The 25,864-nt window shown below is 67.5% G+C and carries 25 protein-coding genes and 1 tRNA gene; 12 read left to right on the top strand and 14 right to left on the bottom strand.

What is annotated here, in order from left to right:
* Nucleotides 1-83: 83 nt before the first annotated feature.
* A complete protein-coding gene (locus tag ACSYHF_RS14630) occupies nucleotides 84-431 on the top strand; it encodes a RidA family protein (protein ID WP_005418155.1) in 348 nt (115 codons plus the stop codon).
* Between the two features lie 50 nt (nucleotides 432-481).
* On the opposite strand, the gene rnfB is transcribed toward ACSYHF_RS14630, so the two are convergent.
* The 9 genes from rnfB to ACSYHF_RS14585 form a co-directional block, all read right to left on the bottom strand.
* Nucleotides 482-895: an Rnf electron transport complex subunit RnfB gene (gene rnfB, locus ACSYHF_RS14625; RefSeq protein WP_447575758.1), complete on the bottom strand. Its 414-nt coding sequence runs from the start codon at nucleotides 893-895 to the stop codon at nucleotides 482-484.
* Nucleotides 896-919: 24 nt separating this feature from the next.
* Nucleotides 920-1,510 carry an HAD family hydrolase gene (locus ACSYHF_RS14620; RefSeq protein ID WP_005418147.1) on the bottom strand — a complete coding sequence of 197 codons (591 nt, stop codon included), beginning with the start codon at nucleotides 1,508-1,510 and terminating at the stop codon, nucleotides 920-922.
* Nucleotides 1,511-1,588: 78 nt separating this feature from the next.
* Nucleotides 1,589-3,661, bottom strand: coding sequence for a methionine--tRNA ligase (gene metG, locus ACSYHF_RS14615; protein WP_065179247.1), 2,073 nt, complete (start codon nucleotides 3,659-3,661; stop codon nucleotides 1,589-1,591).
* Nucleotides 3,662-3,760: 99 nt separating this feature from the next.
* Nucleotides 3,761-4,204: a DUF2147 domain-containing protein gene (locus tag ACSYHF_RS14610; RefSeq protein WP_005418143.1), complete on the bottom strand. Its 444-nt coding sequence runs from the start codon at nucleotides 4,202-4,204 to the stop codon at nucleotides 3,761-3,763.
* A gap of 416 nt (nucleotides 4,205-4,620) precedes the next feature.
* Nucleotides 4,621-5,025, bottom strand: a complete 405-nt coding sequence (gene gloA2, locus ACSYHF_RS14605; RefSeq protein WP_053498965.1) for an SMU1112c/YaeR family gloxylase I-like metalloprotein — start codon at nucleotides 5,023-5,025, stop codon at nucleotides 4,621-4,623.
* A complete protein-coding gene (locus tag ACSYHF_RS14600) occupies nucleotides 5,022-6,092 on the bottom strand; it encodes a serine hydrolase domain-containing protein (protein ID WP_447575757.1) in 1,071 nt (356 codons plus the stop codon). The genes gloA2 and ACSYHF_RS14600 overlap by 4 nt, the downstream gene beginning before the upstream one ends.
* A 16-nt stretch (nucleotides 6,093-6,108) precedes the next feature.
* Entirely contained in the window at nucleotides 6,109-8,049 is a 1,941-nt protein-coding gene (locus ACSYHF_RS14595) for a DUF885 domain-containing protein (RefSeq protein WP_065196955.1), read from the bottom strand.
* A gap of 94 nt (nucleotides 8,050-8,143) precedes the next feature.
* Nucleotides 8,144-8,932: a queuosine precursor transporter gene (locus ACSYHF_RS14590; RefSeq protein ID WP_061479667.1), complete on the bottom strand. Its 789-nt coding sequence runs from the start codon at nucleotides 8,930-8,932 to the stop codon at nucleotides 8,144-8,146.
* Nucleotides 8,929-9,612, bottom strand: a complete 684-nt coding sequence (locus ACSYHF_RS14585) for a DUF502 domain-containing protein (RefSeq protein WP_005418129.1) — start codon at nucleotides 9,610-9,612, stop codon at nucleotides 8,929-8,931. Before ACSYHF_RS14585 ends, ACSYHF_RS14590 begins: the two co-directional genes overlap by 4 nt.
* 76 nt (nucleotides 9,613-9,688) lie before the next feature.
* Between ACSYHF_RS14585 and ACSYHF_RS14580 the strand changes: the two genes are divergently transcribed.
* Nucleotides 9,689-11,005, top strand: coding sequence for a hypothetical protein (locus tag ACSYHF_RS14580; RefSeq protein WP_447575756.1), 1,317 nt, complete (start codon nucleotides 9,689-9,691; stop codon nucleotides 11,003-11,005).
* 135 nt (nucleotides 11,006-11,140) lie between these two features.
* Here the strand turns inward: ACSYHF_RS14580 and ACSYHF_RS14575 are convergent, their stop codons facing one another.
* From ACSYHF_RS14575 to trxA, 4 genes are all read right to left on the bottom strand, one after another.
* Nucleotides 11,141-11,593, bottom strand: coding sequence for a DUF4442 domain-containing protein (locus ACSYHF_RS14575; protein WP_005418128.1), 453 nt, complete (start codon nucleotides 11,591-11,593; stop codon nucleotides 11,141-11,143).
* A gap of 97 nt (nucleotides 11,594-11,690) precedes the next feature.
* Nucleotides 11,691-13,313 carry a CHASE2 domain-containing protein gene (locus tag ACSYHF_RS14570; protein ID WP_065179242.1) on the bottom strand — a complete coding sequence of 541 codons (1,623 nt, stop codon included), beginning with the start codon at nucleotides 13,311-13,313 and terminating at the stop codon, nucleotides 11,691-11,693.
* The gene (locus ACSYHF_RS14565; protein WP_032954374.1) at nucleotides 13,310-15,010 is read right to left on the bottom strand and encodes a FecR family protein; all 1,701 of its coding nucleotides are present in this window, start codon (nucleotides 15,008-15,010) and stop codon (nucleotides 13,310-13,312) included. The genes ACSYHF_RS14570 and ACSYHF_RS14565 overlap by 4 nt, the downstream gene beginning before the upstream one ends.
* A 107-nt stretch (nucleotides 15,011-15,117) precedes the next feature.
* Complete coding sequence (gene trxA / locus ACSYHF_RS14560) at nucleotides 15,118-15,975, bottom strand: thioredoxin (RefSeq protein ID WP_329915992.1); 858 nt, start codon at nucleotides 15,973-15,975, stop codon at nucleotides 15,118-15,120.
* A gap of 49 nt (nucleotides 15,976-16,024) precedes the next feature.
* On the opposite strand from trxA, the gene ACSYHF_RS14555 reads away from it, so the two are divergent.
* The 9 genes from ACSYHF_RS14555 to ACSYHF_RS14515 all read left to right on the top strand — a co-directional run bounded on the left by ACSYHF_RS14555 (nucleotide 16,025) and on the right by ACSYHF_RS14515 (nucleotide 23,125).
* Nucleotides 16,025-16,204 carry a hypothetical protein gene (locus ACSYHF_RS14555; RefSeq protein WP_134956368.1) on the top strand — a complete coding sequence of 60 codons (180 nt, stop codon included), beginning with the start codon at nucleotides 16,025-16,027 and terminating at the stop codon, nucleotides 16,202-16,204.
* 28 nt (nucleotides 16,205-16,232) lie between these two features.
* A complete protein-coding gene (locus tag ACSYHF_RS14550) occupies nucleotides 16,233-16,832 on the top strand; it encodes a DUF998 domain-containing protein (protein WP_049459673.1) in 600 nt (199 codons plus the stop codon).
* Between the two features lie 106 nt (nucleotides 16,833-16,938).
* Nucleotides 16,939-19,581, top strand: coding sequence for a leucine--tRNA ligase (leuS, locus tag ACSYHF_RS14545; RefSeq protein ID WP_005418117.1), 2,643 nt, complete (start codon nucleotides 16,939-16,941; stop codon nucleotides 19,579-19,581).
* Nucleotides 19,582-19,718: 137 nt separating this feature from the next.
* The gene (locus tag ACSYHF_RS14540; protein WP_005418114.1) at nucleotides 19,719-20,303 is read left to right on the top strand and encodes an LPS-assembly lipoprotein LptE; all 585 of its coding nucleotides are present in this window, start codon (nucleotides 19,719-19,721) and stop codon (nucleotides 20,301-20,303) included.
* A gap of 12 nt (nucleotides 20,304-20,315) precedes the next feature.
* Nucleotides 20,316-21,353, top strand: a complete 1,038-nt coding sequence (holA, locus tag ACSYHF_RS14535) for a DNA polymerase III subunit delta (protein ID WP_005418112.1) — start codon at nucleotides 20,316-20,318, stop codon at nucleotides 21,351-21,353.
* A gap of 3 nt (nucleotides 21,354-21,356) precedes the next feature.
* Nucleotides 21,357-22,022, top strand: coding sequence for a nicotinate-nucleotide adenylyltransferase (nadD, locus tag ACSYHF_RS14530; RefSeq protein WP_005418110.1), 666 nt, complete (start codon nucleotides 21,357-21,359; stop codon nucleotides 22,020-22,022).
* A gap of 58 nt (nucleotides 22,023-22,080) precedes the next feature.
* Nucleotides 22,081-22,491 carry a ribosome silencing factor gene (rsfS, locus tag ACSYHF_RS14525; protein WP_005418109.1) on the top strand — a complete coding sequence of 137 codons (411 nt, stop codon included), beginning with the start codon at nucleotides 22,081-22,083 and terminating at the stop codon, nucleotides 22,489-22,491.
* A 64-nt stretch (nucleotides 22,492-22,555) separates the two neighbouring features.
* The gene (rlmH, locus tag ACSYHF_RS14520; RefSeq protein WP_005418108.1) at nucleotides 22,556-23,026 is read left to right on the top strand and encodes a 23S rRNA (pseudouridine(1915)-N(3))-methyltransferase RlmH; all 471 of its coding nucleotides are present in this window, start codon (nucleotides 22,556-22,558) and stop codon (nucleotides 23,024-23,026) included.
* 22 nt (nucleotides 23,027-23,048) lie between these two features.
* Nucleotides 23,049-23,125: transfer RNA gene (locus tag ACSYHF_RS14515), tRNA-Asn, on the top strand.
* Nucleotides 23,126-23,226: 101 nt separating this feature from the next.
* On the opposite strand, the gene arcD is transcribed toward ACSYHF_RS14515, so the two are convergent.
* A complete protein-coding gene (gene arcD / locus ACSYHF_RS14510) occupies nucleotides 23,227-24,648 on the bottom strand; it encodes an arginine-ornithine antiporter (RefSeq protein ID WP_005418106.1) in 1,422 nt (473 codons plus the stop codon).
* Nucleotides 24,649-24,788: 140 nt separating this feature from the next.
* Between arcD and ACSYHF_RS14505 the strand changes: the two genes are divergently transcribed.
* Nucleotides 24,789-25,841 (top strand): hypothetical protein, encoded by a 1,053-nt coding sequence (locus ACSYHF_RS14505; protein WP_329915989.1) that lies wholly within the window; start codon nucleotides 24,789-24,791, stop codon nucleotides 25,839-25,841.
* Nucleotides 25,842-25,864: the final 23 nt, after the last annotated feature.

Raw genomic sequence — 25,864 nt, 5'->3', positions numbered from 1 at the left:
CGCGTCGCGCGGGGGACCCGTGCACCCACCGTTGACCGGATTGGAGGACAATGCGGGCCTGATCACCCGCAGGAGCCACGCCCATGATGGAGCGTTACGACGTCGGACCGCGCATGTCCGAAATGACCGTGTACAACAAGGTCGCCTACCTCTCCGGCCAGATTCCGGAAGACACCAGCCAGGACATCACCGGCCAGACCCGGCAGGTGCTGGCGGAGATCGACAAGCTGCTGGCGCTGGTCGCCAGTGATCGCCAGCACGTGCTGCGTGCGGAAGTGTTCCTGGCCGACATCGCCGACTTCGACGGCATGAACAAGGCGTGGGACGAGTGGGTGGTCGAGGGCGCGACTCCGGCCCGCGCAACCTTCGAAGCCAAGCTCGCCCACGCCGAGTGGAAGGTCGAGATCGTGGTGACGGCAGCGGTGCCGTAACTGCGGGATGGGGTCAGATCCCTTTCCTGCGGAAAGGGATCTGACCCCTGTTACAGGCGCACCAGCTCGATGCAATCCACCGGGCACGGGGGGATGCACAGCTCGCAGCCGGTGCACAGGTCGGCAATGACCGTGTGCATGTATTTGGCGGCGCCGACGATGGCGTCCACCGGGCAGGCCTGGATGCACTTGGTGCAGCCGATGCAGTCGGCTTCGACGATCAACGCCACCTGGGCCGCCTTGTGCTCGCCGCGCGAACGATCGAACGGAATCGCCGGTACGCCGAGCACCTGTGCCAGCGCCCGTGCACCGGCGTCGCCACCCGGCGGGCAGCGGTCCACACCGGCCTCGCCACGTGCCATTGCCTGCGCGTACGGGCGGCAGCCGTCATAGCCGCATTGCCCGCATTGGGTCTGCGGCAGCAGGCGGTCGAGGCGTTCGGTCAGGGGCGGGATCAGGCTCATGCGTGGCGAAGGCTGCGCGTTGGGTTATTTCAGGGGCTTGCCGCGGAACCAGCGCTCGTGGGCCAGCGCCAGCATCGGCTTGTCTTCGGAACTGTCACCATAGGCATGGATGCGCACGTAGCGCGACAGATCGAACTGGCGGCGGATGTGCTCGACCTTGCGCGGGCCGCAGTCGCCACCAGCGTAACGGCCGGTCAGGCGGCCGTCCTGGCTTTCCAGCCGGTTGCAGATCAGCTGCAGGCCCAGCTGCTCGCACCACGGCCGCAGGTACAGGTCCAGCGAGCCGGACACGATCACGACGGTGTGCTGCTGTTCCTTGTGCCAACGGATCTGCTCCAGCATTTCCGGGCGCACCACGTCGGGCAGGAACTCGCGCGAGAAGCCTGCGGCCAGCGTGGCGATGTCATCGCTGTGGCGGTCACTGAAGGTCAGGCGGGTGACGCGTGCACGGATGCGTTCGGCCGAGATCAGCTTCAACCTGTACGCGGCCAGCCACGGCCCGACTTTCCACCATGCCTGTGCCAGCTGTTCGGCGGTGGCCACGCGGCGCAGGAAGCGGCCATAGGTATCGCAGGTGGTCACGGTGTGGTCGAAGTCGAACAGCGCCAGTTCCATTGCGTTGCTTCCCATCGCGTTGCCTCCCGGGGCCGGAGCTGCCGGCGGGCGTGGCCGTAACCACGCCCGCTGCAGGCATCAGCGAACCGGCATGCCCGGCTGCGCGCCGCTGTCGGCGTCCAGCAGCGCCAGTGCGCCACCGTCGAAGCCGGCCGACAGGATCATGCCTTCGCTCAGGCCGAAGCGCATCTTGCGCGGGGCCAGGTTGGCGATGAATACCACGCTGCGACCCACCAGCTTCTCCGGTTCGCCGTAGCTGCCACGGATGCCGGAGAAGATCTGGCGCTTGCCCAGCTCGCCGGCGTCCAGTTCGAAGCGCAGCAGCTTGTCCGAACCTTCCACGAACTCGCAGACCAGCACCTTGCCGATGCGCAGGTCGAGCTTGGCGAAATCGTCGATGCCGATGTAGGCCGGCGCGTCGGCGCTCTTTGCTTCGTCCTTGGCCGGGGCCGGGGCCGGGGCGGCCGGCTTGGCAGCGGGGGCAGCGGCAGCCGCCGGCTGCAGGGTGTCCTTGGAGGCGTCGATCATGGCGTCAATCTTCTTCGGGTCAATACGGGTGAACAGCGGGGTGTACTCGGTGATGCGGTGTCCCAGCAGCGGTTGCGCCAGCTCGGTCCAGTCGTTCACCGGCGCGGCCAGGAAGGCCTCGGCCTGCGCGGCGGTGGCCGGCAGCACCGGCTTCAGGGCGGTGACCAGCACGCGGAACAGGTTCAGGCCCTGGCTGCACACGGCCTGCAGCTGCGCATCGGCGCCTTCCTGCTTGGCGATGACCCACGGCTTGACGTCGTCGATGTAGCGGTTGGCTTCGTCGGCCAGGGTCATGGTCAAGCGGATCGCCGCAGCCGGGTCGTTGCGCTCGTAGGCTTCACGGATCGGCGCCAGCCCATCGACGAAGCGCTGGTACTGCGCCGCGTCGGGCAGCTGCGCGGCCAGCTGGCCGTCGAAGCGCTTGCTGATGAAGCCGGCGCAGCGGCTGGCCAGGTTGACGAACTTGCCGACCAGGTCGGCGTTGACGCGGGCGATGAAGTCGCCCAGGTTCAGGTCGAGATCGTCGACGCCACCGCCGGACTTGGCGGCGTAGTAGTAGCGCAGCGCTTCCGGCTCCAGGCCGGCATCGAGGAAGGTACGGGCCATCACGAAGGTGCCGCGCGACTTGCTCATCTTGGCGCCGTCCACGGTCAGGTAGCCGTTGACGTGCAGGCGGGTCGGCGCGCGGTGGCCGGTTCCGTGCAGTACCGCCGGCCAGAACAGGCCATGGAAGTTGACGATGTCCTTGCCGATGAAGTGGTGCAGTTCGGTGGCGGTGCCGGCACGCAGGTGCGCTTCGAAGTCCTCACCGATCCTGCCGCACAGGGTCTGGAAGCTGGACAGGTAGCCGATCGGTGCATCCAGCCAGACATAGAAGTACTTGCCCGGCTGGCCGGGAATCTGGAAGCCGAAGTACGGCGCATCGCGCGAGATGTCCCACGCGCGCAGGCCACCCTCGGCATTGAGCCACTCGCCCAGCTTGGCCTTCACGCCCGGCAGGGCGACATCGCCGGCCAGCCATTCGCGCAGGAACGCATCGAAGTGACCCACCTCGAAGAAGAAGTGCTCCGAATCGCGCATTTCCGGCGTGGCACCGGAGATGACCGAACGCGGTTCCTTCAGGTCGGTCGGTGCGTAGGTCGCGCCGCAGACTTCGCAGTTGTCGCCGTACTGGTCGGGACTGCCGCAGTTCGGACAGATGCCCTTGACGTAGCGGTCGGGCAGGAACATGCCCTTGGCCGGGTCGTAGAACTGCGCGACCGAACGGCGGCTGATGTGGCCGGCCGCTTCCAGCTTCAGGTAGAACTGCTCGGTCAACGCCTTGTTGGCCGCCGAATTGGTCGAGTCGTAGTGGTCGAAGGCCACGCCGAAGGCGGCGAAGTCACGTTCGTGGCTGGCCTGGATGTTGGCGATGAAGGTTTCCGGGGTGACCCCGGCCTTTTCCGCGGCCAGCATGATCGGTGTGCCGTGGGTGTCATCGGCGCAGACGAACCAGGTCCTGCCGCCGCTCATTCGCCGCGCACGTACCCAGATGTCAGCCTGGATGTAGCCGACCAGGTGGCCCAGGTGCAGCGGGCCGTTGGCGTAGGGCAGGGCGGTGGTGACGAGCGCGGTACGGGTCATGGTCGCGGGTGGATCCGAGGGGAACCGCAGATTATCGCATGCCCGCAACGACGTGACCCGGCCGGGGCCGGGTCACTGGTTGACGGAGGTGCGGGGCGCTTATTCGCGCTGCCAGGTCTGCGCGCGGCAGATGAAGGCGATGCAGCCGGACACGTCCAGCCGGGTGCCGCCGGGCTGCAGTTCCATCTTCGACTTGTAGGTCTTGCCGTTGGCCGGGTCGAGGATGGTGCCGCCGGACCACTTGTTGGCGCCGTCGGCCTTCAGGTTCCAGAGGATGGTCATGCCCTTCACCGGCTTGTTCCTGTTGGCGCCTTCACAGCCGTCACAGACCGGGTTCGGGCCCTTGTCCGAGTGCAGGATGTCGACCACCTTGCCGGTCAGCGTGCCGTTGGAGGCCTGGGTGATCTCGACGATCGACTTCACCTTGCCGGTCTTGTCGTCGATGGTCTTCCAGCGGCCGGCGGCGCCGTCGGCGGCCTGCGCCGAGAGTGCGGCCAGGCACAGCGGCAATGCCAGCAGCAGGGTCTTGAAGGTCTTGCGCATGGTCCCCTCCCAGGGTTCATTCCGGCACGGTGCCGGCATGGGTCGACTGTATACCCATTCGGCGGAGTATGGGGAAGGGGGGCGTTGCAGGGTTGCGCCCTGCACCCGCGGTAGTGCCGGCCGCTGGCCGGCAACCTCAACGGCGGGATTCCGTGGGATGGCGGGGCGGTGTGGGTGGGCAGGACACGCCGTAAACCCATCCTTGGGGGCTCGATGGCGCCATCCATGGCGCCAACGGTCCTGCCCACCCACACCGCCCCACCTCTGACAAATTCCTTCGGCTGTTGGTAGGTGTCGACCTTGGTCGACACGGTAGATCCACGCCATGCGTGGATGATGTTTCCGGTGGCGGCGATGGGGTCGGCGATGGGGTCAGATCCCTTTTCCGTCGGAAAAGGGATCTGACCCCCGGGGCCTCAACCGACTTCGTACAGCTCCAGCGGCAGGCCATCCGGGTCGGCGAAGAAGGTGAAGCGGCGGCCGGTGTATTCGTCCACGCGGATCGGTTCGCAGTCCACGCCGTGGCTGGCCAGGCGTTCGATGAACGGCTCCAGCGCAGCGACCCGGAACGCGAGGTGGCGCAGGCCCTGGGCCTCCGGGCGGCTGGGGCGGGGCGGTGGCGAGGGGAACGAGAACAGTTCCAGCTGGCTGCCGTCGGGCAGGGCCAGATCCAGCTTCCAGGAGTCTCGCGCGGCGCGGTGGTTCTCGGCCAGTACGCGCAGGCCGAGGATACGGACGTAGAAGTCTTTTGAACACGCATAATCGCTGCAGATCAGTGCCGCGTGGTGGATGCCCAGCAGGGCGTCGGAACCGGTGTTCATTGCAGGGTGTCCAGCCAGCGCTGGGCGATCTTCTGCGCCAGCGGGTACGGTTCGGGATCGTTGCGATTGGTCAGCACGATCACGGTCAAGTGCTTTTCCGGGTATCGAACGATCACATTTCGGAAGCCGATGCTTTCGCCGCTGTGCCATTGCACCGGGCCGTTCAGGCGCCATCCGAAGCCGTAGTGCGGCACATCCGGTTCGGATGTCGATGTGGCCGGGCTGGACATCGCGCGGCGCGAGGCCTTCGACAGCAGGCGGTCGTCGTACAGCGCCGCATCCCAGCGGGCGAGGTCGTCCAGCGAGGAGTAGATCCCGCCATCGCCGAGCACGGCACTGGTGGCGCTCTGGTCGGTGCGCTGCCAGCGGCCATCGATCCAGCTGTAGCCATAGGCGCGTGCGGCGATGGTATTGATGCCGTTCTGATGGGCCACGGTGTGGGCCATGCCTAGCGGGCGGAAGATGCGCTGTTGCAGGAAGGCTGCGAAATCCAGGCCGGAGGCGCGGCCGACGATCAGTGCCAGCAGCGCATAGCCGCTGTTGCTGTAGTGGTACTGCGTGCCCGGCGCGAAGTTCAGCCGGTCCTGGCGCGACAGCAGGGTCAGCACATCGGCGTCATGCACCTGCCGAGTGTCAGCCGGATCCATCAGGTCTTCGTAGTCGAGCAGGCCGCCGGTGTGCGAGAGCAGCTGGCGGATCGTGATGGCCGCGGCAGCCGGGGGCAGTTCGGGCAGCCACTGCCGGGCAGGTTGATCCAGCCCAAGCCGGCCATCCTCCACCAGCAGCAGCACCGCCGCAGCGGTGAACTGCTTGCTGACCGAGGCCAGCCGGAAGTTGCTGGCCGGGGTGACGGCGGTGCCGTCCTCCACCACCGCCAGGCCGTAGCCACGGCGGAACACCGCTTGCCCGTCGTGCAGCACCAGGACTGCAGCGCCGGGTACCTGGCCGTCGTAGGCCTGCATCAGGCCGTCGATGCCCGCATCCGGTGGTTTCAGCACCGGTGCGGCGATACCCGTTGAAGGCAGCAGGCCCAGCACGACGGCGAACAGGGCGACGGCAGGGCGCATGACGGCTCCGGAGGGGTCAAGGTGAAGGCGTGGGCGTAGTGCTGGCCGGCTGCACCATCCAGCGTTCCATCTTACGGTCAAGCACGTCCAGCGGCATTGAGCCGTCCTTCAGCAGTTCGGCGTGGAAGCGGCGCAGGTCGAAGGCGGCGCCCTGGCGCGCCTTGGCCTTGTCGCGCAGGGCAACGATGGTGGTCAGGCCGGCGACGTTCGACAGTGCCTGGCCGGGCTGGGCCATGATCCGCTCCACCTCGGCGTTGGCGTCGTCACTGCTCATGTCCACGGTCTTCTGCAGGTAGCTGACGGCCTGCTGCTTGCTCCAGCCCTGGGCGTTCACGCCGGTATCGGCCACCACGCGGGCGGCGCGCAGCAGGCGCGAGTACAGGTAGCCGATGCGGTCGTAGGGATCGGTGTAGATGCCCAGGTCCTCGCCCAGCGTTTCGGCGTACAGGCCCCAGCCTTCGACGAAGGCGAGATCGCCACCGAGGCGGCGGAAGCGTGGCAGCTTGGCCAGCTCCTGCTGCAGGCCCAGCTGGACGTGGTGGCCCGGGATCCCTTCATGCAGGTACTGCACCGGCACGTTCCAGCGCTTGCGGCTGGGCAGGTCGCGGGTGTTGATGTACAGCACGCCCGGTTGCCCGGCCGCCGACGGCTGATAGGCGGCAGCGGCGGCGGTCAGTGCGCGCTCCGGCTCCACCGCACGGACCTCCAGCGGTGCCTTCGGCAAGGTATCCAGCACCTGCGGCAGGCGTGCGCTGACCTGCTGCTGCACCTGGCGGTAGCGGTTGATCAGCGTGTTGGCGTCGCCGTACTGGAACTGGCGGTCGTTGCGCATGCTGCGCAGCAGCTTGGTGGGAGAGCCGCGCAGCTTGGCATCCTTCATCACCGTGGCGATCTGCGCCTGCAGTTCCTGCACGCGCTGTTCGCCCAGCGCATGCAGTTGTGCGGCGGTCTGGTCGCTGGCGGTGGTCTGCACGATCAGGTTGGCGTACCAGGCCTGGCCATCGGGCAATGCGCCCAGGCCGCTGCTGGTGCGTGTGGCCGGCAGGTATTCGGTGGCGATGAAGCCGCGCAGGGCGCGGTAGGCCGGCATGATGCGCAGCTCGATCATGCGCTTGTATTCGGCGCTGATGCGCGCCTTGTCCTCAGCCGGGATGGTGTTCGGCATGGTGCGGATCGGCGACCAGAAAATGCTCTCCTCGGCGGTCGGCTTGATCACCGCATCCAGCTGCGGCAGCACTTTTTCCATCAGGTCGCGTGGTTGCACCACGCCGGCCTTCATGCCCTGGCGCATGTTGTCGATGGCCTGGTCGAACAGCTCGGGAATGCCCAGCGAACGGCGTGACCAGGTGTCGTAGTCCTGCACGGTGTTGAATGGCTGCGCGCCCGCACCGGAGCCGAGGATCGCCATGATGCTGCCGATGTTGTAGTACTGGCTGATCGGCATCATCCAGCTCGGGTAGCGCTCGGCGGCCAGCGATGCGCGCGCGTCGCGCACGAAGATCTCGTAGCTGAGCAGGTCCTGGCCCTGCAGGCCGTCACTGCCGAGCTTCTCGACCTTGCCCAGCCATTGCGTGGTGAAGTCGTGCGACTGCTGGCGCCAGGCGGCGGACAGGATGTTGGGCAGCTGGTCGTTGTAGCGGGCCTCGCCCTGGAAGGTCGCCTGCAGTGGATTCAACCGCATCGAGGCATCCCAGTATTCGTCGTACAGGCGCTCCAGCTGCACCTGCTTGGGTACGGCCCGGGCTGGGGCGACCGGGCGGGGCGCGGCGCGGCGCGCCGAACTGCCACGCGCCGGCGCGGTGGCGCGGGCGGGCCTGGCCTTGGGCTTGGCAGCCTGGCGGGTCTGCGCAGCGGCAGGGCGGCTGGCCTTTTTCTTCGCTGCTTCGGCCGACGGCATGGCACTGAACAGGAACAACGCGGCAATGGCGGCGGCCAGGGCGCGGGTGGGATGCGGCATCAGGAGCTTCCGTGGAACACAGACCGTGGAGCTTGCACGATCCGGCCGCGTACGGCCAGCGTGAAGGCGCAGTCAGCTTTTTGCCGCTGGGGCTTCAGTCAGCCGCGGCCGCGGCGCGCAGCGCGGCGGCCCTGTCTGCGCCCAGGTAGCGGGTGATCGCACGCCGCATCAGGTACAGCAGTGGAATCAAGGCAACCGCAAAGCCCATCTTGTAGATGTAGTTGACGCTGCTGACGGCCAGGAACAGCGACGTCGGCCAGTGCTGCGGGCCGAGCACGAAGGCGATCCAGATCACCACGAAGCTGTCCACCACCTGGGAGATCGCGGTGGATCCGGTCGCACGCAGCCACACGTGGCGCTCGCCGGTGGCCTGGCGGATGCGATGGAACACGGCCACGTCGATCAGCTGGCCGAGCAGGAAGGCCACCAGCGAACCGGCGATGGTCCACATGCCCTGGCCGAACACCGCGGCGAATGCCGCCTGGTAGTCCGGCACGCCGTGGCCGTCCATCGAGGTGACCCACCAGCTGGCCGGCGCCAGCGAGATCGCTGCGAAGGCGAACAGGAAGCCATAGGCGATCAGCACCACGGCCAACCACGAGATGAAGCGCACGCCGCGCTTGCCGAAAAACTCGTTGATCGTGTCGGTCATGATGAACACCACCGGCCACAGCAGGGTACCGGCGGTGAAGCTGAGCGAACCGGTCTGGCCAAACAGGTTCCAGTTCAGCGGATCGATGCCGAGGGTGTCTTCCAGCGCGAAGATCTTCACCCCGATCAGTTCGGCCAGCACGGCGTTGCCGCAGAAGAACGCGGCCAGCACGATGAACAGCAGGACCGCGCGGTCCTGCAGCGGGCGCTCGATCGGCGCTGCGGTTGTCATTCGCTGCGTTCGCCTGCGCGCGTGAACGGAACGCTGGACGGTGCGACGGCACCGCCGGAAATGATGAAGCTCATGGCCTGGTCGACGGTCCAGTCGGTCGGGGTCAGCAGCTCCACCGGCACGATCTCCAGGTAACCCGAGGTCGGGTTCGGTGTGGTTGGCACGTACACCGCGGCCAGTTCACGGTCGGTGCCGTGCTCCTTGATCACGCGGGTGACCAGCCCGACCGACTTCATGTCGCGGTGCGGGAAGTCGATCAGCACCACGCGCTGGGTGCTGCCCGGTTCGGTCTGCAACATGTCCAGCAGCTTCTTGGCGCTGTCGTAGATGATGCTGGCCAACGGAATGCGCTTGATCACCGCGCCGACCCAGCGCAGCAGGCGCTGGCCGAGCACACGGCGGCTGGCCACGCCCACCGCCAGGATCACCAGCAGGGTGGCCAGCAGGGCGATGGTGTTCTGGATCCACTCGGCACGGACCCAACCGAGGTAATGCGGGAAGCTTGTCGCGATCTGCTCGGAAAGCGGCACCACCAATGGGCTGGAAATGCCCGAAAGCAGCACGAACACGAACTTGACCACGACCCAGGTCAGCCAGATCGGTAGCAGGGTCAGCAGGCCGGTCAGGAACAGGCGCTGCAGGGAGGGGCGGGGGACCAGGGCGGGGGCTTCGAGCGACATGCGCGCATTGTAGCGGCCACGGCCGGTCGATTACGCTGGGGGATCGACTGCGGCAACGATGCATGGAAGGGAAGCTGTGTTGAAGATTCTGCGCGGACTGGGCTGGGCCCTGGCAGGACTGCTGGTGCTGGCCATCGTGGTGTGGTGCGCCTCGCGCATGTGGCCGGTGCCGGAATCACGGCTGCAGGCCCAGCAGCGGTTGCAGGCCCGCCTGCCCGCTGATGGCCGCAACGGCTTTGCGCTGCTGTGGACACTCGCGTTCGACGATCTCGACCCGGACCAGCGCGATCAGGCGTTGGCCCGGGATGTACAGCGCTGGGAGGCGGATCCGCGCGGCAATGGCGGCGCCCGTCCGCAGCTGGCAGAAGACCACGTCGAGCTGCATTCACGGCCTTCGGCCAGCTGCGGACCGACCGCCAGTGACTGCCTCGGCCAGGTGCGTGCGGACCCGCAGCGCTTCGTCGATGCCCACGCTGGCCACCAGCAGCTGCATGCGCGCCTGGACCAGCTGGCCGATGCGGATCACTTCGTGTCGCCGTTCCGGCCAAAAGGGGAAGGCATCCTGGTGCCGATGCCGGCCTATGGTTTGGTGATCGACGCCACCAGCGCACGCGCGCTGGCGTATGTGCAGGGTGATATCGACGGTGCGCTGCGTGGCAGTTGCCGGGGGCTGCAGCTGGGCCGCCGGCTGGTGACGGGCGGCAACTACCTGGTGGAGAGCATCATCGGTGCCAGCCTGGTGCAGGCCAATGCCCAGCTGCTGGCCGACATGCTGGTCGAACTGCCGGCCGACCAACCGCTGCCAGCGGAATGCGAGCAGGCGATGAAGCCGATGCGGGCCGCCGAACAGAGCCTGTGCCGTGCGATGCAGGGCGAGTATGCGATGAGCAGGGCTGCGATCGAAACCTCGGCGCAGGAGTTCGGTGGCGTGCTGGTACTCGATCGCAGCAGCACCCTGGCGCGAGTGGCGGGCAACCTGGGCTGGGCCTGTGGCGCGGCGGCGATGACCGCGCTGGAGGCGGATCGTCCGCTGCCGGTACCGGCACCGCCGCAGCATGACTTCGGCTGCCTGTCGAACGTCATGGGGTGCGTGCTGGCCGATATCGCGGGCCCGGCCTATCCCGCCTATTCGTCACGGCCCCAGGATGCCGCCGCGATGGTGCGGCTGATCGGTGCGCAACGCTGGCTGCGACAGCAGGCCGAGGACCCTGTGGATGCGCTGAAGCGCTTGCCTGCCCAGTTCCGCTCGCAGGTGCGGACACCGCAGTTGTCGGCCGATGGCCGCCGCCTGCAGGTACCGCGGCGCTCAGCGCCGCGCAGCACCGACGAGAGCCCATGGTTGTCGGTATCGCTGGTGGCAGGGGACGCCCCGGCCGCCGCCGCGCGCGACTGAGCAGCGGCGGCCAGTGCGCGCTGTCCTCGTCATCCTCGCGGCTGCCTTCGCTCCGCGTCGCACCGCAGGTGCACGCGCATACGCGCGCATCGGAGCCTCCCTGCCAGGGCAGCAGAGGACAGCGCCCGCGCCGGATCAGCGCGCGTGTGGCTTCAACCGCAGATAGACCTGCTTGCGCACCTGGGCGACCACCTCGCCGCTTTCGTCGACGACGTCGTTGCTGAACCAGCGCAGCACCTTCTCGCCGCCCGCCGCTTCGGCACGCAGTTCGGACAGCAGCGCATCGTCGATGCGGAACGAGGTGCGCACCGTGCCCCGGCCAGGCTTGAGGAAATCGATCGCACCGGCCCGGTCCCACACGTAGTAGTCACGGCCGAGGATGTGCAGCAGGCCCAGCATCCAGAACGGGTCGGTCATCGCGAACAGGCTGCCGCCGAAATGCGTGCCGACGTAGTTGCGGTTCCACGGCCGCAGCCGCAGCTCGACGTCGATCTGCCGGTAATCGGGCGTGATGCGGGTGACATGGATGCCGGTGAACAGGAACGGTGGCCACAGGTTGATGCCGAAGCGGAACAGGCGGGCGTTCATGCGGGTCCGGGGCGCGAGGCGAGGCGTCCAGTCTAACCATTCGCATGCGTATGTTGCACCCCGGGCGTGTGTCCAACGGCGGCGTGCATGTCCTGCCTCATGGGCCGTCGATCATGTACCCGTCGCGGCCGTTGGCCTTGGCCTGATAAAGGGCGGTGTCGGCGCCTTCCACGAAATGGTGGGGCTGCAGTTCGCCGTCGGGCACGCGGGTGAATACGCCGATGGTGAGCGTGACGGTATCGTCGCTGCCATCGCCCGGCGCCGGCAATGCGCGCACGCAGGCAATCAGGTCCTCAATCACCTGGCGTGCGCCCTCGGCCGGTGTATCCGGCAGCACCAGCGCGAATTCGTCGCCACCGTAGCGTGCCGCCATGTCGCGCGGGCGGCGCGCATGGGCGCCGATCAGGCGGGCGACATCACGCAGCACGCGGTCGCCCACCTGGTGCCCGTGGCGATCGTTATGGCGCTTGAAGTGGTCGACGTCGATCAACGCCAGGCTCAATGGCTTGCCGCTGCGCCGCGCTGCATCGCATTCCTGCTGCAGCGACTGCTCGAAGCGGAGGCGGTTGCCCAGGCCGGTAAGGGCGTCGCGGTTGGCCTGGCGGTGCCAGGCCGAGATCCGCCACACCGCCCAGACCAGCAGTGCCAGCGTCACGCCCAGCATCGCGCTGGCCGGCGCCCACCACAGGTCGCTCGTGCGCAGCAGCAGCCAGCTCAGCAGGGCAGGCATCGGCAACGAACACAGCGCGACCAGCCAGGGCAGGCGCAGGCCGAGCAGGATCACGCACAGCGCCACCAGCACACCGCTGATGGCGTGCTGCCAGGCATGCGGTAGAACATCGATCTGCTTGTGCTGCAGCAGCATCGAGGTGATGTTGGCCTGGTACTCGCTGCCGCTCATCCAGAACTCGCGGGTGGTCGGGGTCAGCAGGCGGGGCGCGATGCCGCTGGCCGTCATGCCAACTACGATGCGGCGGCCATGCAGCATCGCCATGTCCACGTGGCCATCGAGAACGTCCGCATAGGACACCTGTGGCAGCCGCTCGGGGGGGCCGGCGTAGCGCACGCGAACGTAATCGTCGCGACGCCATTGATAGGGCGAGCCCAGTTCCGGGTCGGGATCGGGCAGGCCGCGTACGGCACCGGCAGGCAGGTCGGCCAGTGCCAGGCCCAGTGCCGGCCAGTGCGGCTGGCCGATACCTGCGTGCAGATAGACGCCACGGGCGACGCCGTCGCCATCCACCTCGACATCGGTGTGGCCAATGGCGGCAGCACTGGCAGCGATCTGTGGGATCGGCAGCATTTCCTCGGCCATGCGGTCGCCGGCCGCCGGTGCGGCCAGCACCGGCAGCACCACCCGGCCATTGCGTCGGATGGCGGCCGCCAGCTGATCATCCTGTCGGCTGTCACGGCGATCCGGTTCGGACAGCATCAGGTCCAGCGCGACGCGTTCGGCGCCGGCATCGGTCAGGCGGTCAAGCAGGCGTGCATGCACCGAGCGTGGCCAGGGCCACTGGCCGATGCGCTGCAGGCTGCCTTCGTCGATGGCGACGATCAGCACGCTGGGATCGGGGCGGTACTCCCAGTTGCCGACCAGCGCATCATAGGCCGCCTCGTCCTGCCGCCACAGCCATTGTCCCTGGCTGGCCACGATGGTCAGCACGCCGGCCAGCAGGGCCAGCAGGATCCGCTTCGACCATGGCAGCGGCGAGCGCCTCACAACAACAACCAGAGCAGCAGGGCACCGCCACCCGCGCCGTAGCACAGGCGGCACGGCAGCGGGACCTGCTGGGCAGGCGAGAACGCGCTGGCGTGGCCGTCATCGTCGATGTACTGCACGCGTACATGCAGGGTGCCGCTCCACGGGCGCTTGAAGCTCACCTGCGGCTGATCCACGGTTTCGTCGACCAGCGGTGCCTTGAAGTCGCCGCGGCGATCCACCTGCACCCGGTAGCGTTGGCCTTCGCTGCCGGCCTGCCAGCGCAGCGTCAGCTCGCCGTGTGCGGCCTCGGGCGGTTGCAGTGCCGGGTCCACTGGTTCATTGCTCAGCTGCAGCGGCAACGCCTGGCCATAGCGGCCCTGTCGGCCTTCGCCATCGCGCGAAGCCACGCGCCAGTAGTACTGGCCGGGCGGCAGCGGTCGCGTCAGGCGCAGGTCGGTCGCATGGGTGGCCTGCTCCTGCAGGGGCTGCAGGAAGCTGGGCTCGGTGGCGATCTGCAGGACGCTGCTGCGCGCACCGGGGGCCTGGCTCCAGCGGAAACGCGGGCGGTCGCTGTTGATCGTCTGCCCATGCAGCGGCGATACGGTCAGTGGCGGTGGTGGCTGGTCACCGAGCTCGAAATCGGCGCTGGCATCCAGGCCTTCGACCCCCTGGGCGTCGACCGCGCGCAACAGGATGCGCAGCTGGCCAGGCGGCAGGTCGCCGATCGCCAGCCGGGTGTCGGCGGTGGTGGCGGCGAACAGGAGGATCTCCGGCGTTGCCGCCTGCACCACTTCCACCCGGTAATGATCGGCGCCATTGACCGGTTCCCAGGCAAGCAGGGTCGGCAGCGGCGCCAGGCGCAGCGCGTCATTGCGCAGCGCCGGCGCCGGCAGCAGTGCAGAGACCGCAGCGGGCGCCGCATCGGCACTGCTGCTGCGGGTGGCCTGGCCCGGCCGGACCAGGCGCTGGCCATGGGAGTTGCCGACCTGCACCTTGCCCTGTAGGACCTCGGTGGCACCGACGTGCCCGTCATCCCCGGCGCTGACCCGGAACACCGTGCCGCGCACGCTGCTGGTCGCGGTGGGCGCATCGATGATGTAACGCGAGGCGGGACCGCGCGCCGGCGTCACCCGGTTGCTGGCTCGCCCCTGCTGCAGGCGCAGTCGGGTGTCGACCATGCCGGTGTGGCCGTAACGGCTCAGCTGATCCAGGCGCAGGCGCGAGTACTCGCGCAGCTGCAGGCGCGAGGCATCGGCGAATTCCAGGGTGATGCTGGAGTCGCCTTCGGTCTCCACGGTGTCACCGATATGCAGCTGTTCGCCGGCCTGGAGCGCGCGGGTCGCCGTGCCATCGGCGCCTGCCAGCGCGACCTTGCCGCGCACGGACAGCACCCGGGCCGGCGCCGGTTCGGTGCGCAGCCAGCTGATCGGGAAGCGCAGCAGCTGGCCCGGCGGCAACTGGTAAGGGTTGTCGATGCGGTTGTGCTGCTGCAGCTGCTGCCAGCGTACCGAGGGCTTCAGGTAGAGCCCGCCCAGATCCCACAGGGTATCGCCGGGCCGGACCCGATAGTTCCAGTCCTGGGCGCCGGCAATGGCGGGCATCAGGAAGAGGGCGCAGAGCAGAGCGCCCGTTAAATGCATGGCGAACGACAGAGAGCGGACGACGGTCACAGTTTGCAATCCCGGCAATGCGGGGGTGCAGCTGCAAGACCCCATGGCCCCGACCTCATCCCCCCGAACGGATCGTGGCGACCGCGTGGCCACCAGCGCGGGCATTATTGCCCGCGTTCAGTGCAGGAATTCTGAACGGAGCGGGTTCCCGTTCAGAACAGCAGCGACGCCATCCTGCGGCGGTACTGGCCGACCAGGTCCTCGTCGGAGATCACATTGAAGGCGTCGATCAGGGCCTTGCGCGGCAGGCCTTCCTCGAATCCGCGGTCGATCCGCAGCATTTCCAGGAACTGGGCCAGCGCGGCCTCGTCATGACCGCCGAGCAGCAGTTGCACGCCACGCAGGTGGCGGGCCTTGAGGTCCTTGCCGTCAGCGGCGATGCGTGCCTCCAGCACCTCGGCGGCCGGGGCATCTTTCAGCGCGGCGGCGAAGGCCAGGCGGGCGCGGGCACGCACGGCGCGGTCGTCGGTAGCCAGATTGGCGGGCAAGCCGTCGATCAGGGTGCGTGCCTCGTCCACGCCACCGATCTGCAGCAGGGCCAGGGCCAGGTCGAGCTTCAGTTCATCCTTGTCCGGCTCGGCGGCGATCTGCGCACGCAGCACATCGACCTGCGCCTGCGGATCCAGCGGGGCGTCAGCTTCGGGGGCAGCATCGCCCACATCGGCCGGTATGATGCCGTGCTGGGCCAGGAACTCACGCAGCTGGCCTTCCGGAATGGCGCCGGGGAAGCCGTCCACCAGCTGGCCGCCCTTGACCAGGAACACGGTCGGCACCGAGCGGATCTGGAAGGCCGCAGCGATCTGCTGTTCCTTGTCGACATCGACCTTGGCCAGCTCGAACGCACCGTTGTACTCGGCAGCCAGCTTTTCCAGCATCGGGCCCAGGGTCTTGCACGGCCCGCACCAGGTGGCCCAGAAGTCAACCAGCACCGGCGTCTGCAGCGACTTCTGCAGGACTTCGGCCTCGAAGGTCGCAGTGGTGGCGTCGAATACGTAGGTCGTCTCGGTCATGGGGAAAGCATCGCTTGGCATCTGGAGACCGATTCTATGGTGACGATCGATGTCCGTCTCAACCCTGCCGTCACATCGCGCGCGACGGCCTCGGGGGCGTGGCACGCAGCACAGCCCGTGGATCACCCGCTTTCCGGAGCTGACCGGCGTGCTGGCCGAGGTGCGCCGGAAGCACCCGGCCTCGGCCGCGCGCTTGGCGCACTGCGTCACTGCCGCGACAATGCGCTGATCCATTCTTTTCCGGGTGACTGCGCGCAATGTCCATGGTCCGGCTTGATCGTTGGTTGGGACTGCTTGCTGCAGTCGTGTTCGTCCTGGCTGTGTCTGGCTTCGGTGCCGGCCTGGAGGGCTATGCACAGGCCCGCCACCCGGTGGCGCTGCTGGGGGCGCGGGGCGTACCGCATGCGCTGGCCTTCAATCTGCTTGGCTTCGTGCTGCCCGGCGTGCTCGCTGCGGTGGTGGCTGAGCGTCTGCGCCGCAGCCTGCCCGCCACTGCCGGCTGGGCACCGAGGGTCGGCAGCCAGATGCTGCTGCTGGCTGGCCTGGGCTTTGCCGCGATGGGCTTGCTGCCGCTGGACGTGGACGATCTGCATGGGCCCGCCAGCCAGCTGCATGCCAGTGCCTGGATGATCTGGGTGCTGGGCTTCGTCGCCGGAACCCTGTTGCTGGGCACGACACAGCTGCGTCAGGCGCATGGCCGCGCCCTGGGCGCCTTGGCCCTGGGCTGCGGCGTGCTGGCTGCGGTGGCCGCGTTTGCCCTGCAGGGCGTCCTGCCGGCGCCGCTGGCACAACGGCTGGCGTTCGCCTGCTGGGTGGCCTGGCTGGCCGCCGCACTGCCGCTGTCGCGCCAACGCTGAGACGGCTCCCGGGGCATCGCGGCGCCCACCCCCAAGCAGGCAGGATTGGAGACGTTTGCCGCACTGCGGTACGCTGTACCGCTTTGCCGCCGCATCCGCGTGTTCCATGACCAGCGCTGAAACCAACGCCTACGACCCGCAGCAGGTTGAATCCGCCGCCCAGCAGTACTGGGACGCCACCCGTGCCTTCGAGGTCGACGAGACCTCGGACAAGCCGAAGTACTACTGCCTGTCGATGCTTCCGTACCCGTCCGGTGCGCTGCATATGGGCCACGTGCGCAATTACACGATTGGCGACGTGATCAGCCGCTACAAGCGCATGACCGGCCACAACGTGCTGCAGCCGATGGGCTGGGACGCGTTCGGCCTGCCGGCGGAAAACGCCGCGATCAAGAACAAGACCGCGCCGGCAGCGTGGACCTACAAGAACATCGACCACATGCGCAGCCAGCTGAAATCGCTGGGCTATGCCATCGACTGGTCGCGCGAGTTCGCCACCTGCCGTCCGGACTATTACGTCCACGAGCAGCGCATGTTCACCCGCCTGATGCGCAAGGGCCTGGCCTATCGCCGCAACGCGGTGGTGAACTGGGACCCGGTCGACCAGACCGTGCTGGCCAACGAGCAGGTCATCGACGGCCGCGGCTGGCGCTCCGGTGCGCTGGTGGAGAAGCGTGAGATCCCGCAGTGGTTCCTGCGCATCACCGACTACGCCCAGGAACTGCTGGATGGCCTGGACGAGCTGGATGGCTGGCCGGAATCGGTCAAGACCATGCAACGCAACTGGATCGGCCGCTCGGAGGGCCTGGAAATCCAGTTCGACGTGCGCGACGTCGATGGTGGCGTGCTGGATCCGCTGCGCGTGTTCACCACCCGCCCGGACACGGTGATGGGCGTGACCTTCGTGTCGATCGCCGCCGAACACCCGCTGGCGCTGCACGCAGCGAAGAACAACCCGGAACTGGCCGCGATGCTGGCCGACCTGAAGCAGGGCGGTGTATCCGAGGCTGAACTGGAAACCCAGGAAAAGCGCGGCATGGATACCGGCCTGCGCGCGCTGCATCCTGTCACCGGCGAGCCGGTGCCGGTGTGGGTCGCCAACTTCGTGCTGATGGGCTACGGCACCGGCGCGGTGATGGCCGTTCCGGGCCATGACCAGCGCGACAACGAAGTGGCCAACAAGTACGGCCTGCCGATCAAGCAGGTGATCGCGCTGAAGGATGCGCGCACCGACGAAGAGCGCAACTGGGACGGTAGCCGCTGGCAGGACTGGTACAGCGACAAGAGCCGTGCGTTCGAGCTGGTGAACTCGGCCGAGTTCGACGGCCTGGATTTCCAGGGGGCCTTCGAAGCCCTGGCCGAACGTTTCGAGCGCAAGGCCCAGGGCCAGCGCCGCGTCAACTACCGCCTGCGCGACTGGGGCGTGAGCCGCCAGCGCTACTGGGGCTGCCCGATTCCGGTGATCTACTGCGACAAGTGCGGTGCGGTGCCGGTGCCGGAGGAGCAGCTGCCGGTGGTACTGCCGGAGGACGTGGCGTTCTCCGGGACCGGTTCGCCGATCAAGACCGACCCGGAATGGCGCAAGACCACCTGCCCGGAATGCGGTGGCGCCGCCGAGCGCGAGACCGACACCTTCGACACCTTCATGGAGTCGAGCTGGTACTACGCCCGCTACACCTCGCCCGGTGCCCGTGACGCTGTCGACAAGCGCGGCAACTACTGGCTGCCGGTCGATCAGTACATCGGTGGCATCGAGCACGCGATCCTGCACCTGATGTATTTCCGCTTCTACCACAAGCTGCTGCGCGACGCGCGGATGGTGGACAGCAACGAGCCGGCGCGCAACCTGCTGTGCCAGGGCATGGTGATCGCCGAGACCTACTACCGCCCGAATCCGGACGGTTCGAAGGACTGGATCAACCCGGCCGATGTGGAAGTGCAGCGTGACGAGCGCGGCCGCATCACCGGCGCCACCCTGATTGCCGACGGCCAGCCGGTGGTGGTCGGTGGCACCGAGAAGATGTCCAAGTCGAAGAACAACGGCGTGGACCCGCAGGCGATGGTCGGCAAGTACGGCGCCGACACCGTGCGCCTGTTCTCGATGTTCGCCGCGCCGCCGGAGCAGTCGCTGGAGTGGAACGAGGCCGGCGTGGACGGCATGGCGCGCTTCCTGCGCCGGCTGTGGGCCCAGGTGCAGAAGCATGCTGCCGACGGTGCCGCCCCGGCGCTGGACGTTGCAGCACTGGATGCCAACCAGAAGGCGCTGCGCCGCAAGACCCATGAAACCATCGGCAAGGTCGGTGACGACTACGGTCGCCGCCACAGCTTCAATACCGCCATCGCAGCGGTGATGGAGCTGATGAACGCGCTGGCCAGGTTCGAGGACGACAGCGAGCAGGGCCGCGCGGTGCGCCAGGAAGCGCTGCAGGCCGTCGTGCTGCTGCTGAACCCGATCACGCCGCATGCCAGCCACGCCCTCTGGCAGGTGCTGGGCCATGGCGAGACGCTGCTGGAAGACCAGCCGTTCCCGCAGGCCGACAGCAGTGCGCTGGTACGCGATGCCCTGACCCTGGCGGTGCAGGTCAACGGCAAGCTGCGCGGCACCATCGAGGTGGCGGCCGATGCCGCGCGCGAGCAGGTCGAGGCGCTGGCGCTGGCCGAGCCCAACGCGGCCAGGTTCATGGAAGGCCTGACGGTGCGCAAGATCATCATCGTCCCGGGCAAGATCGTGAACATCGTCGCCGCCTGATGTACCTCGCACCGGCCACCCGCGCGGTGGCCGATGCCTTTCCAGAAGCAGGGCTGGGTGCTTGATGGCCCTGCATTCACGCGGCTTCGGGCACGCTGTGTGTTGCCGTGATCGCCCGGCTCCGCCAGACTGTCTCCATGACCCGAATCCTGCTTGCCCTCGTTCTTGTCCTCGGCCTCGCCGGCTGCGGCTTCCATCTGCGCAACAAGCTGATGCTGCCGACCGACACCGCCCCGGTGAAGGTGGTCTCCACCGCCCCGTACAGTGAACTGGTCAAGCTGCTCAATCGCAGCCTGCTGGCCTCTGGTGCCAGGCTGGCCGATGAGGACAGCAAGGAACCCAGTACCCAGCTGCAGGTGTTGTCCGAGCGCTGGGGTGACCTCCCGATCGCCATCGACTCGCAGGGTCGTGCGCAGGAGTACAGCCTGCGCTATGCGGTGATCTTCATCTTCCGCCGCGAGGATGGCAGCGAACTGGTGCCGCAGCAGGTGATCGAACTGTCGCGCGACTACGTGTCGCCGCCGACCGACGCCACCGGTACCACCACCGAACGCGAAATCCTGGCCACGGAGCTGCGCCGGGAAATGTCCGCCTCGATCATCCGCCGTATCGACAGCGTGGTCCGCGCCGAGATCGAGAAGGGGGGCAGCCTGTCCGCGCCGAAGGCCAAGCCGATCGAGGGCGCGGTGCCGGCAGAGCCTGCCGCCGCCGTCAAGCACTGAGCGGCAGCGACGATGGAACTGCGTCCGGAGCAGCTGGCCAGCCAGGGCGCTGACACCGCGTTGGCGCCGGTGTACCTGATCGCAGGCCCGGAAACACTGCGCGTACTGGAGGCCGCAGATGCCATCCGCGCGCGTGCGCGCGCCTCGGGCATCGGCGAACGCGAAGTGTTCGATGCCGACGGGCGTGATTTCGACTGGAACCAGCTTGACGCCAGCTTCAATGCGCCAAGCCTGTTCAGCGCCCGCCGCCTGGTCGAGGTGCGCCTGCCCAGCGGCAAGCCGGGCAAGGAGGGCGCCGAGGTCATCACTCAGTTCTGCGCCAACCCGGCGCCGGACGTGGTGTTGATGATCACCGCCAATGAATGGAGCAAGGCCCACCAGGGCAAGTGGGCCGAGGCGGTCAGCCGCATCGGCGTGCTGTCGGTGGCATGGGCGATCAAGCCGCACGAACTGCCGGACTGGATCGAGCGCCGCCTGCGCGGCAAGGGCCTGCGTGCCGACCCGGCTGCCGTGCAGCGCCTGGCTGAGCGGGTGGAGGGCAATCTGCTGGCCGCCGCCCAGGAAATCGACAAGCTGGCGCTATTGGCCGACGGCCAGCCGTTGGATGTGGAACGGATGGAGTCGCTGGTGGCTGACGCTGCCCGCTACGACGTGTTCCGGTTGGTGGAGGCGACGTTCTCCGGCCAGCCGCCGGCGGTGCTGCGCATGCTGGCCGGCCTGCGCGGTGAAGGGGAGGCGGTGGCCGCATTGATGCCGATCGTGATCCGCGAACTGCTGGCGGGCGCAGGCCTGGCCCGCGTGCAGGCGCGTGGTGGCAACCTGGCCGCTGAAATGAAATCGCGCGGCATCTGGGAATCGCGGCAGGCGCCTTACAAGCGCGCGCTGCAGCGGCACCCGGAAGGCAAGCGCTGGGAGCGCTTCGTGGCCGAGGCGGGGCTGGTCGACCGCATTGCCAAGGGGCGCGCTGACGGCGACGCCTGGCTGGCGCTGGAACGCCTGCTGGTGGCCGTGGCCGAACCGCGTGCCGTGCGCCTGCTGGCGCGGGCCTGAGTGATGAGCCTGCGGATCTACTACGGGGGCACCTTCGATCCGGTGCACCTCGGGCACTTGGCGATCGCGCGCGCGGCCCGTGATGAACTGCAGGTCGCCGTGCGCATGCTGCCGGCCGCCGATCCGCCGCACCGCGCGGTGCCCGGCGCCACCGCTGAGCAGCGCTGCACGATGTTGTCGCTGGCCATCGGCGACGAGCCGGGGCTGCTGCTGGACCGTCGCGAACTGGATCGTGCCACCCGCTGCCCCGGTCGCCCGTCGTACACCGTCGACACCCTGCGCGAGCTGCGTGGCGAGCTGGGCCCGAGCCGGCCGCTGGCTTGGCTGGTGGGCGCCGACAGCCTGCTGGGGCTGTCCGGCTGGCACGAATGGGAGGCCCTGTTCGATCTGGCCCACTTCGTGGTGGCCGAACGGCCGGGCAGTCCGTTGCAGGCGTCGATCGATGGCGAGCTGGGGCGTGCCCTGCAAGGGCGCTGGGCCGACAATGAGCAGGCCCTGTTCGCCAGCCCGGCCGGGCGCATCCTGCGCCTGCACCACCCACTACGCGGGGAATCGGCCAGCGCAGTGCGCTCGCAGATTGCCGCTGGCGGTCCCTGGCGCGCACTGCTGCCCCCGGCCGTGGCCGACTATGTCGCTGCACACGGGCTGTACCGCCCGGCCACGGCGTGAATGGCGCGGCCGCGCCATCCCCGTATAATCGCCCCCACGTTTATCGAGTCGATCCACTTTGAGCAACCAGACCCAGCCCCAGACCATCAAGGTCGATCTGCCCAGCCCGCCGCCGTCCGTGCCGGAACTGCTGGCCAGCGTCCGCCAAGCCACCGAAGACCTGAAGGCCAAGGACCTGGTCGAGATCGACGTGCGCGGCCGGTCCAGCGTTGCCGACTACATGATCGTCGTTTCGGGCACCTCGACCCGCCACGTCAAGTCGATTGCCGATGAAGTCGTGCGCTTCGCCAAGAACATCGACGTGATGCCGCTGGGTGTTGAAGGCGAGCGCGAAGCCGAATGGGTGCTGGTCGATCTGGGCGACGTGATCGTCCACGTGATGCTGCCGCGCGTGCGTGAGTTCTACGCGCTCGAGCGCCTGTGGACCGTCGGCGACCAGCCGCCGTCCAGCGACGACGAAGTGGCCTGAGCCGCACGTTGATGCATCCCTTCGACGGCGCCGATGGCGCCGTCGACGTTTTGGAGGACCATTGATGAAAGCCCGCCTGATCGCCACCGGTGAACGCGCGCCCAGCTGGGTCGCGCAGGGGTTCGCCGAATACCAGAAGCGGCTGTCGCATTGGCTGCCGTTCGAGCTGGTGGAAATCGAACCCGGCCTGCGCGGCAAGGGGCGCGATCCGCGCCGTGCCACCGAGGATGAAGGCAAGCGGGTCATCGCCGCGCTACCGAAGAACGCTTACGTGGTGGCACTGGACGTGCCGGGGCGGCAGTTGAGTTCCGAGCAGCTGGCGCAACGCCTGGAGCATTGGCGCGGGCAGGGCCGGGACCTAGCGTTCCTGATCGGTGGCCCGGAAGGGCATTCGCCAGAGGTCTCTGCGCTGGCCGACGAAAAGTGGTCGATCGGACCGCTGACGCTGCCGCACATGCTGGTGCGTCTGGTGGTGGCCGAGCAGCTGTATCGGGCTGCCGCAATGATTGCCAATCACCCCTACCATCGCGCGTGAAGAGTGGTTATACTAGTCGTCTGCCCGAATAGCTCAGCCGGTTAGAGCACTTGACTGTTAATCAGGGGGTCGTTGGTTCGAGTCCAACTTCGGGCGCCACCTTGAGAAACCTGCATCGCGAGATGCAGGTTTTTTTTTGCCGTGTTGTGGCGGCGAGCCCATGCTCGGCTGCATCCTCCAAGCCGGGCACGCGCTCGCCGCTACAGCGTGATCCGGCCCTTCCAGAACGCTACCAGCGTGGCAATTGCTACTGCCAGGATCGCGCCGAACAGCGCCCACTCCCAGCGCGTGAAAACCGGCTCGCCGCGCTGGCGCCGGGTCTGCGCAAACAGAATAACGCCGGGCACGTACAGCAGCACCGACAGCAGCAGGTTGTTCAGGCCGCCGGCATACACCAGCCACAGCGCGTAGGCGCTGGCCAGCAGCGCGACCACGAAATCGCGCCAGCGCACGCGTGGCTCACCCGCGTAGGACTGTCCGCGCCAGGCCAGTTGCACGCCGAACGCGGTGGACAGGAAGTAGGGCACCAGGCTCATCGATGCGGCCAGCAGCACCAGGCCGGTGTAGCTGCCCGCATTGAACAGCACCAGCAGCAGGAACAGCTGGATCAGCCCGTTGCTCAACCACAACGCATTGGCCGGCACGCCACGCGCATTCTCGCGTCCCAGGAAGGCGGGCATCGTGCCGTCGCCAGCGGCGGCATACAGCACTTCGGCACACAGCAGCACCCAGGCCAGCAGCGCGCCCAGCACCGAAATGATCGAACCGGCGATGATCACCGTCGCGCCCCATTCGCCGACGATGGCGCGCAGCACGTAGGCCATCGACGGGTTGGGCAGCCCGGCCAGTTCGGCCTGCGACAGCACGCCCATCGACAGCAGGCTGACCAGGACCAGCAGCAGCCAGACCCCCAGGAAACCTATCACCGTGGCACGGCCGACGTCGGCACGGCGCGCGGCACGCCGCGAATAGATGCTGGCGCCTTCGATGCCGATGAACACCCACACGGTGACCAGCATCATGCCGCGCAGTTGCTGGCCGAGGTCGCCGAGCGCACGCGTGCCGAAGAAGTCGGCGCGGAACACCTCCATGCGGAACGCACCGGCGGCCAGCACCAGGAACAGTGCGATGGGCAGCAGCTTGGCCACCGTCACCAGGCCGTTGACGATGGCTGCCGTGCGCAGGCCGCGCAGCACCAGCAGGTGGACGGTCCACAACAGTACGGACGAAGCGGCCACGGCGGCTGGCGTGTTGCCTTCGCCGAACACCGGCATGAAATGGCCCAGGCCGCTGAAGATCAGCACGAAGAAGCTGGCATTGCCCAGTACCGAAGCGACCCAGTAGCCCCACGCCGCGGAGAAGCCGATGTAGTTGCCGAAGCCTTCGCGTGCATATGCGTAGATGCCGGTGTCCAGGTCCGGACGGCGGTTGGCCAGGGCCTGGAACACGAAGGCCAGCATCAGCATGCCCGCACCGCTCAGCGCCCAGCCGATCATCGCGGCGGCCGGGCCGGCACTGCGGGCAACGTTCTGCGGCAATGAGAAGATGCCGGCGCCGACCATCGAGCCGACTACCAGTGCAGTCAACGCGGGCAGGCCGAGACGTTGGTTGGACGAGGGCATGCTTTGGTTCCCTTGCGGTCATCCCATCGGCCTTTCGGCCGGGGGTTGCAGCAGTTGCATTCGCGTCATCGATCTTATCCATCTCATCGAGTGCGATGGAAGGTTGGCATAGTGGGCTTCCCTTTATGAGCGCGCACCCCATGACCAAATCGCGGGCCTTTCTCACTCCCGATGGAACCGAGTACGTTACGGCGCAGGCCGTGGGCCACCGTCGCAACAGGGATTATGGTGGAGAACCCACGGGAGATCGCTATTTCTCAACGCATCGTGCAGGTCATCGTCGCCCAGTGAAGCACGTGATGAAGGGGCGGTCGTGGTACTTCGCATATATCGACGGCGTGAAGGGCGGAGCGGCAGCGGGAGGCGAATCGCTGCAGCATCTGTTGTTCAAGGAGGCTTTCAGTCGGCTGGACCATGTGCAGCTGGTTCTTTCGCTTCCTACCGGGAAAGGGCCTCGTCGCTGGCGTGAATCGAGAATCTCGATCTCCCGGGTGGAGCAGGAGTGGCAGGTGCCCGGAAGGGGGGATTATCGGGCAGATCTGTATGTCGAGTTCACCAGCGAGGATGATCTGGGTTCCAAGTGGGACGGGAAGTTCCTGCTTGAGGTCAGGCGATCACATGCTGTGGATGCTGCAAAACAGGATGGCCTCCGGCAACTGGGCATTGCAGTGATCGAAGTGGATATCGGCAGGGTGCCGATCTACGGCTACACCATTCCCGAGGACGAAACCAGTGATGTGGAGGAAGCTCGATACCTCGACAGGATCAAGCGCTTGCTGGAAAGCGAGCGTGGATTCCTGCAGGCGATGGTCCTCAGCAATCCCAGCAGCAACGATTATCTGGAGGCGCTGGTGCGCAGCCAGCAAGAGGAACTGCAGGTGTTGAGCGAGCGGGAAGCCCTGCTGCAGTCCGAGGTGGCAGGGGCGGGTGCACGCAGTCTTGCACTGGAAGAGAGCCACGGCAGGCTAGCTGCCCAGCTGAAGCAGAGCGAGGAGCTGCTTGCTGGCGTACAGAGGGTCGCTGCTGATCTGAGGAAGGAGAAGGTGACGTTGCAGAAGGGGCTGCAGTCCGCTCGTGATGATCTCAATTCGGAGGTCGCCGAACGGCGTCTGTACCAATGTTGCTTCTGGGGCCTCACCGCCGCCGCGGTTTTGCTGATCTGCTGGATGGTCTGGCTTTGGTTGTTCGGCTGACGCTGGCTCCACAATGCCGGGTG

Source organism: Stenotrophomonas maltophilia group sp. P373 (assembly GCF_053295075.1).
Note: the sequence above shows the minus strand (reverse complement) of the source record. Positions and strands in the feature narration are given on the sequence as shown.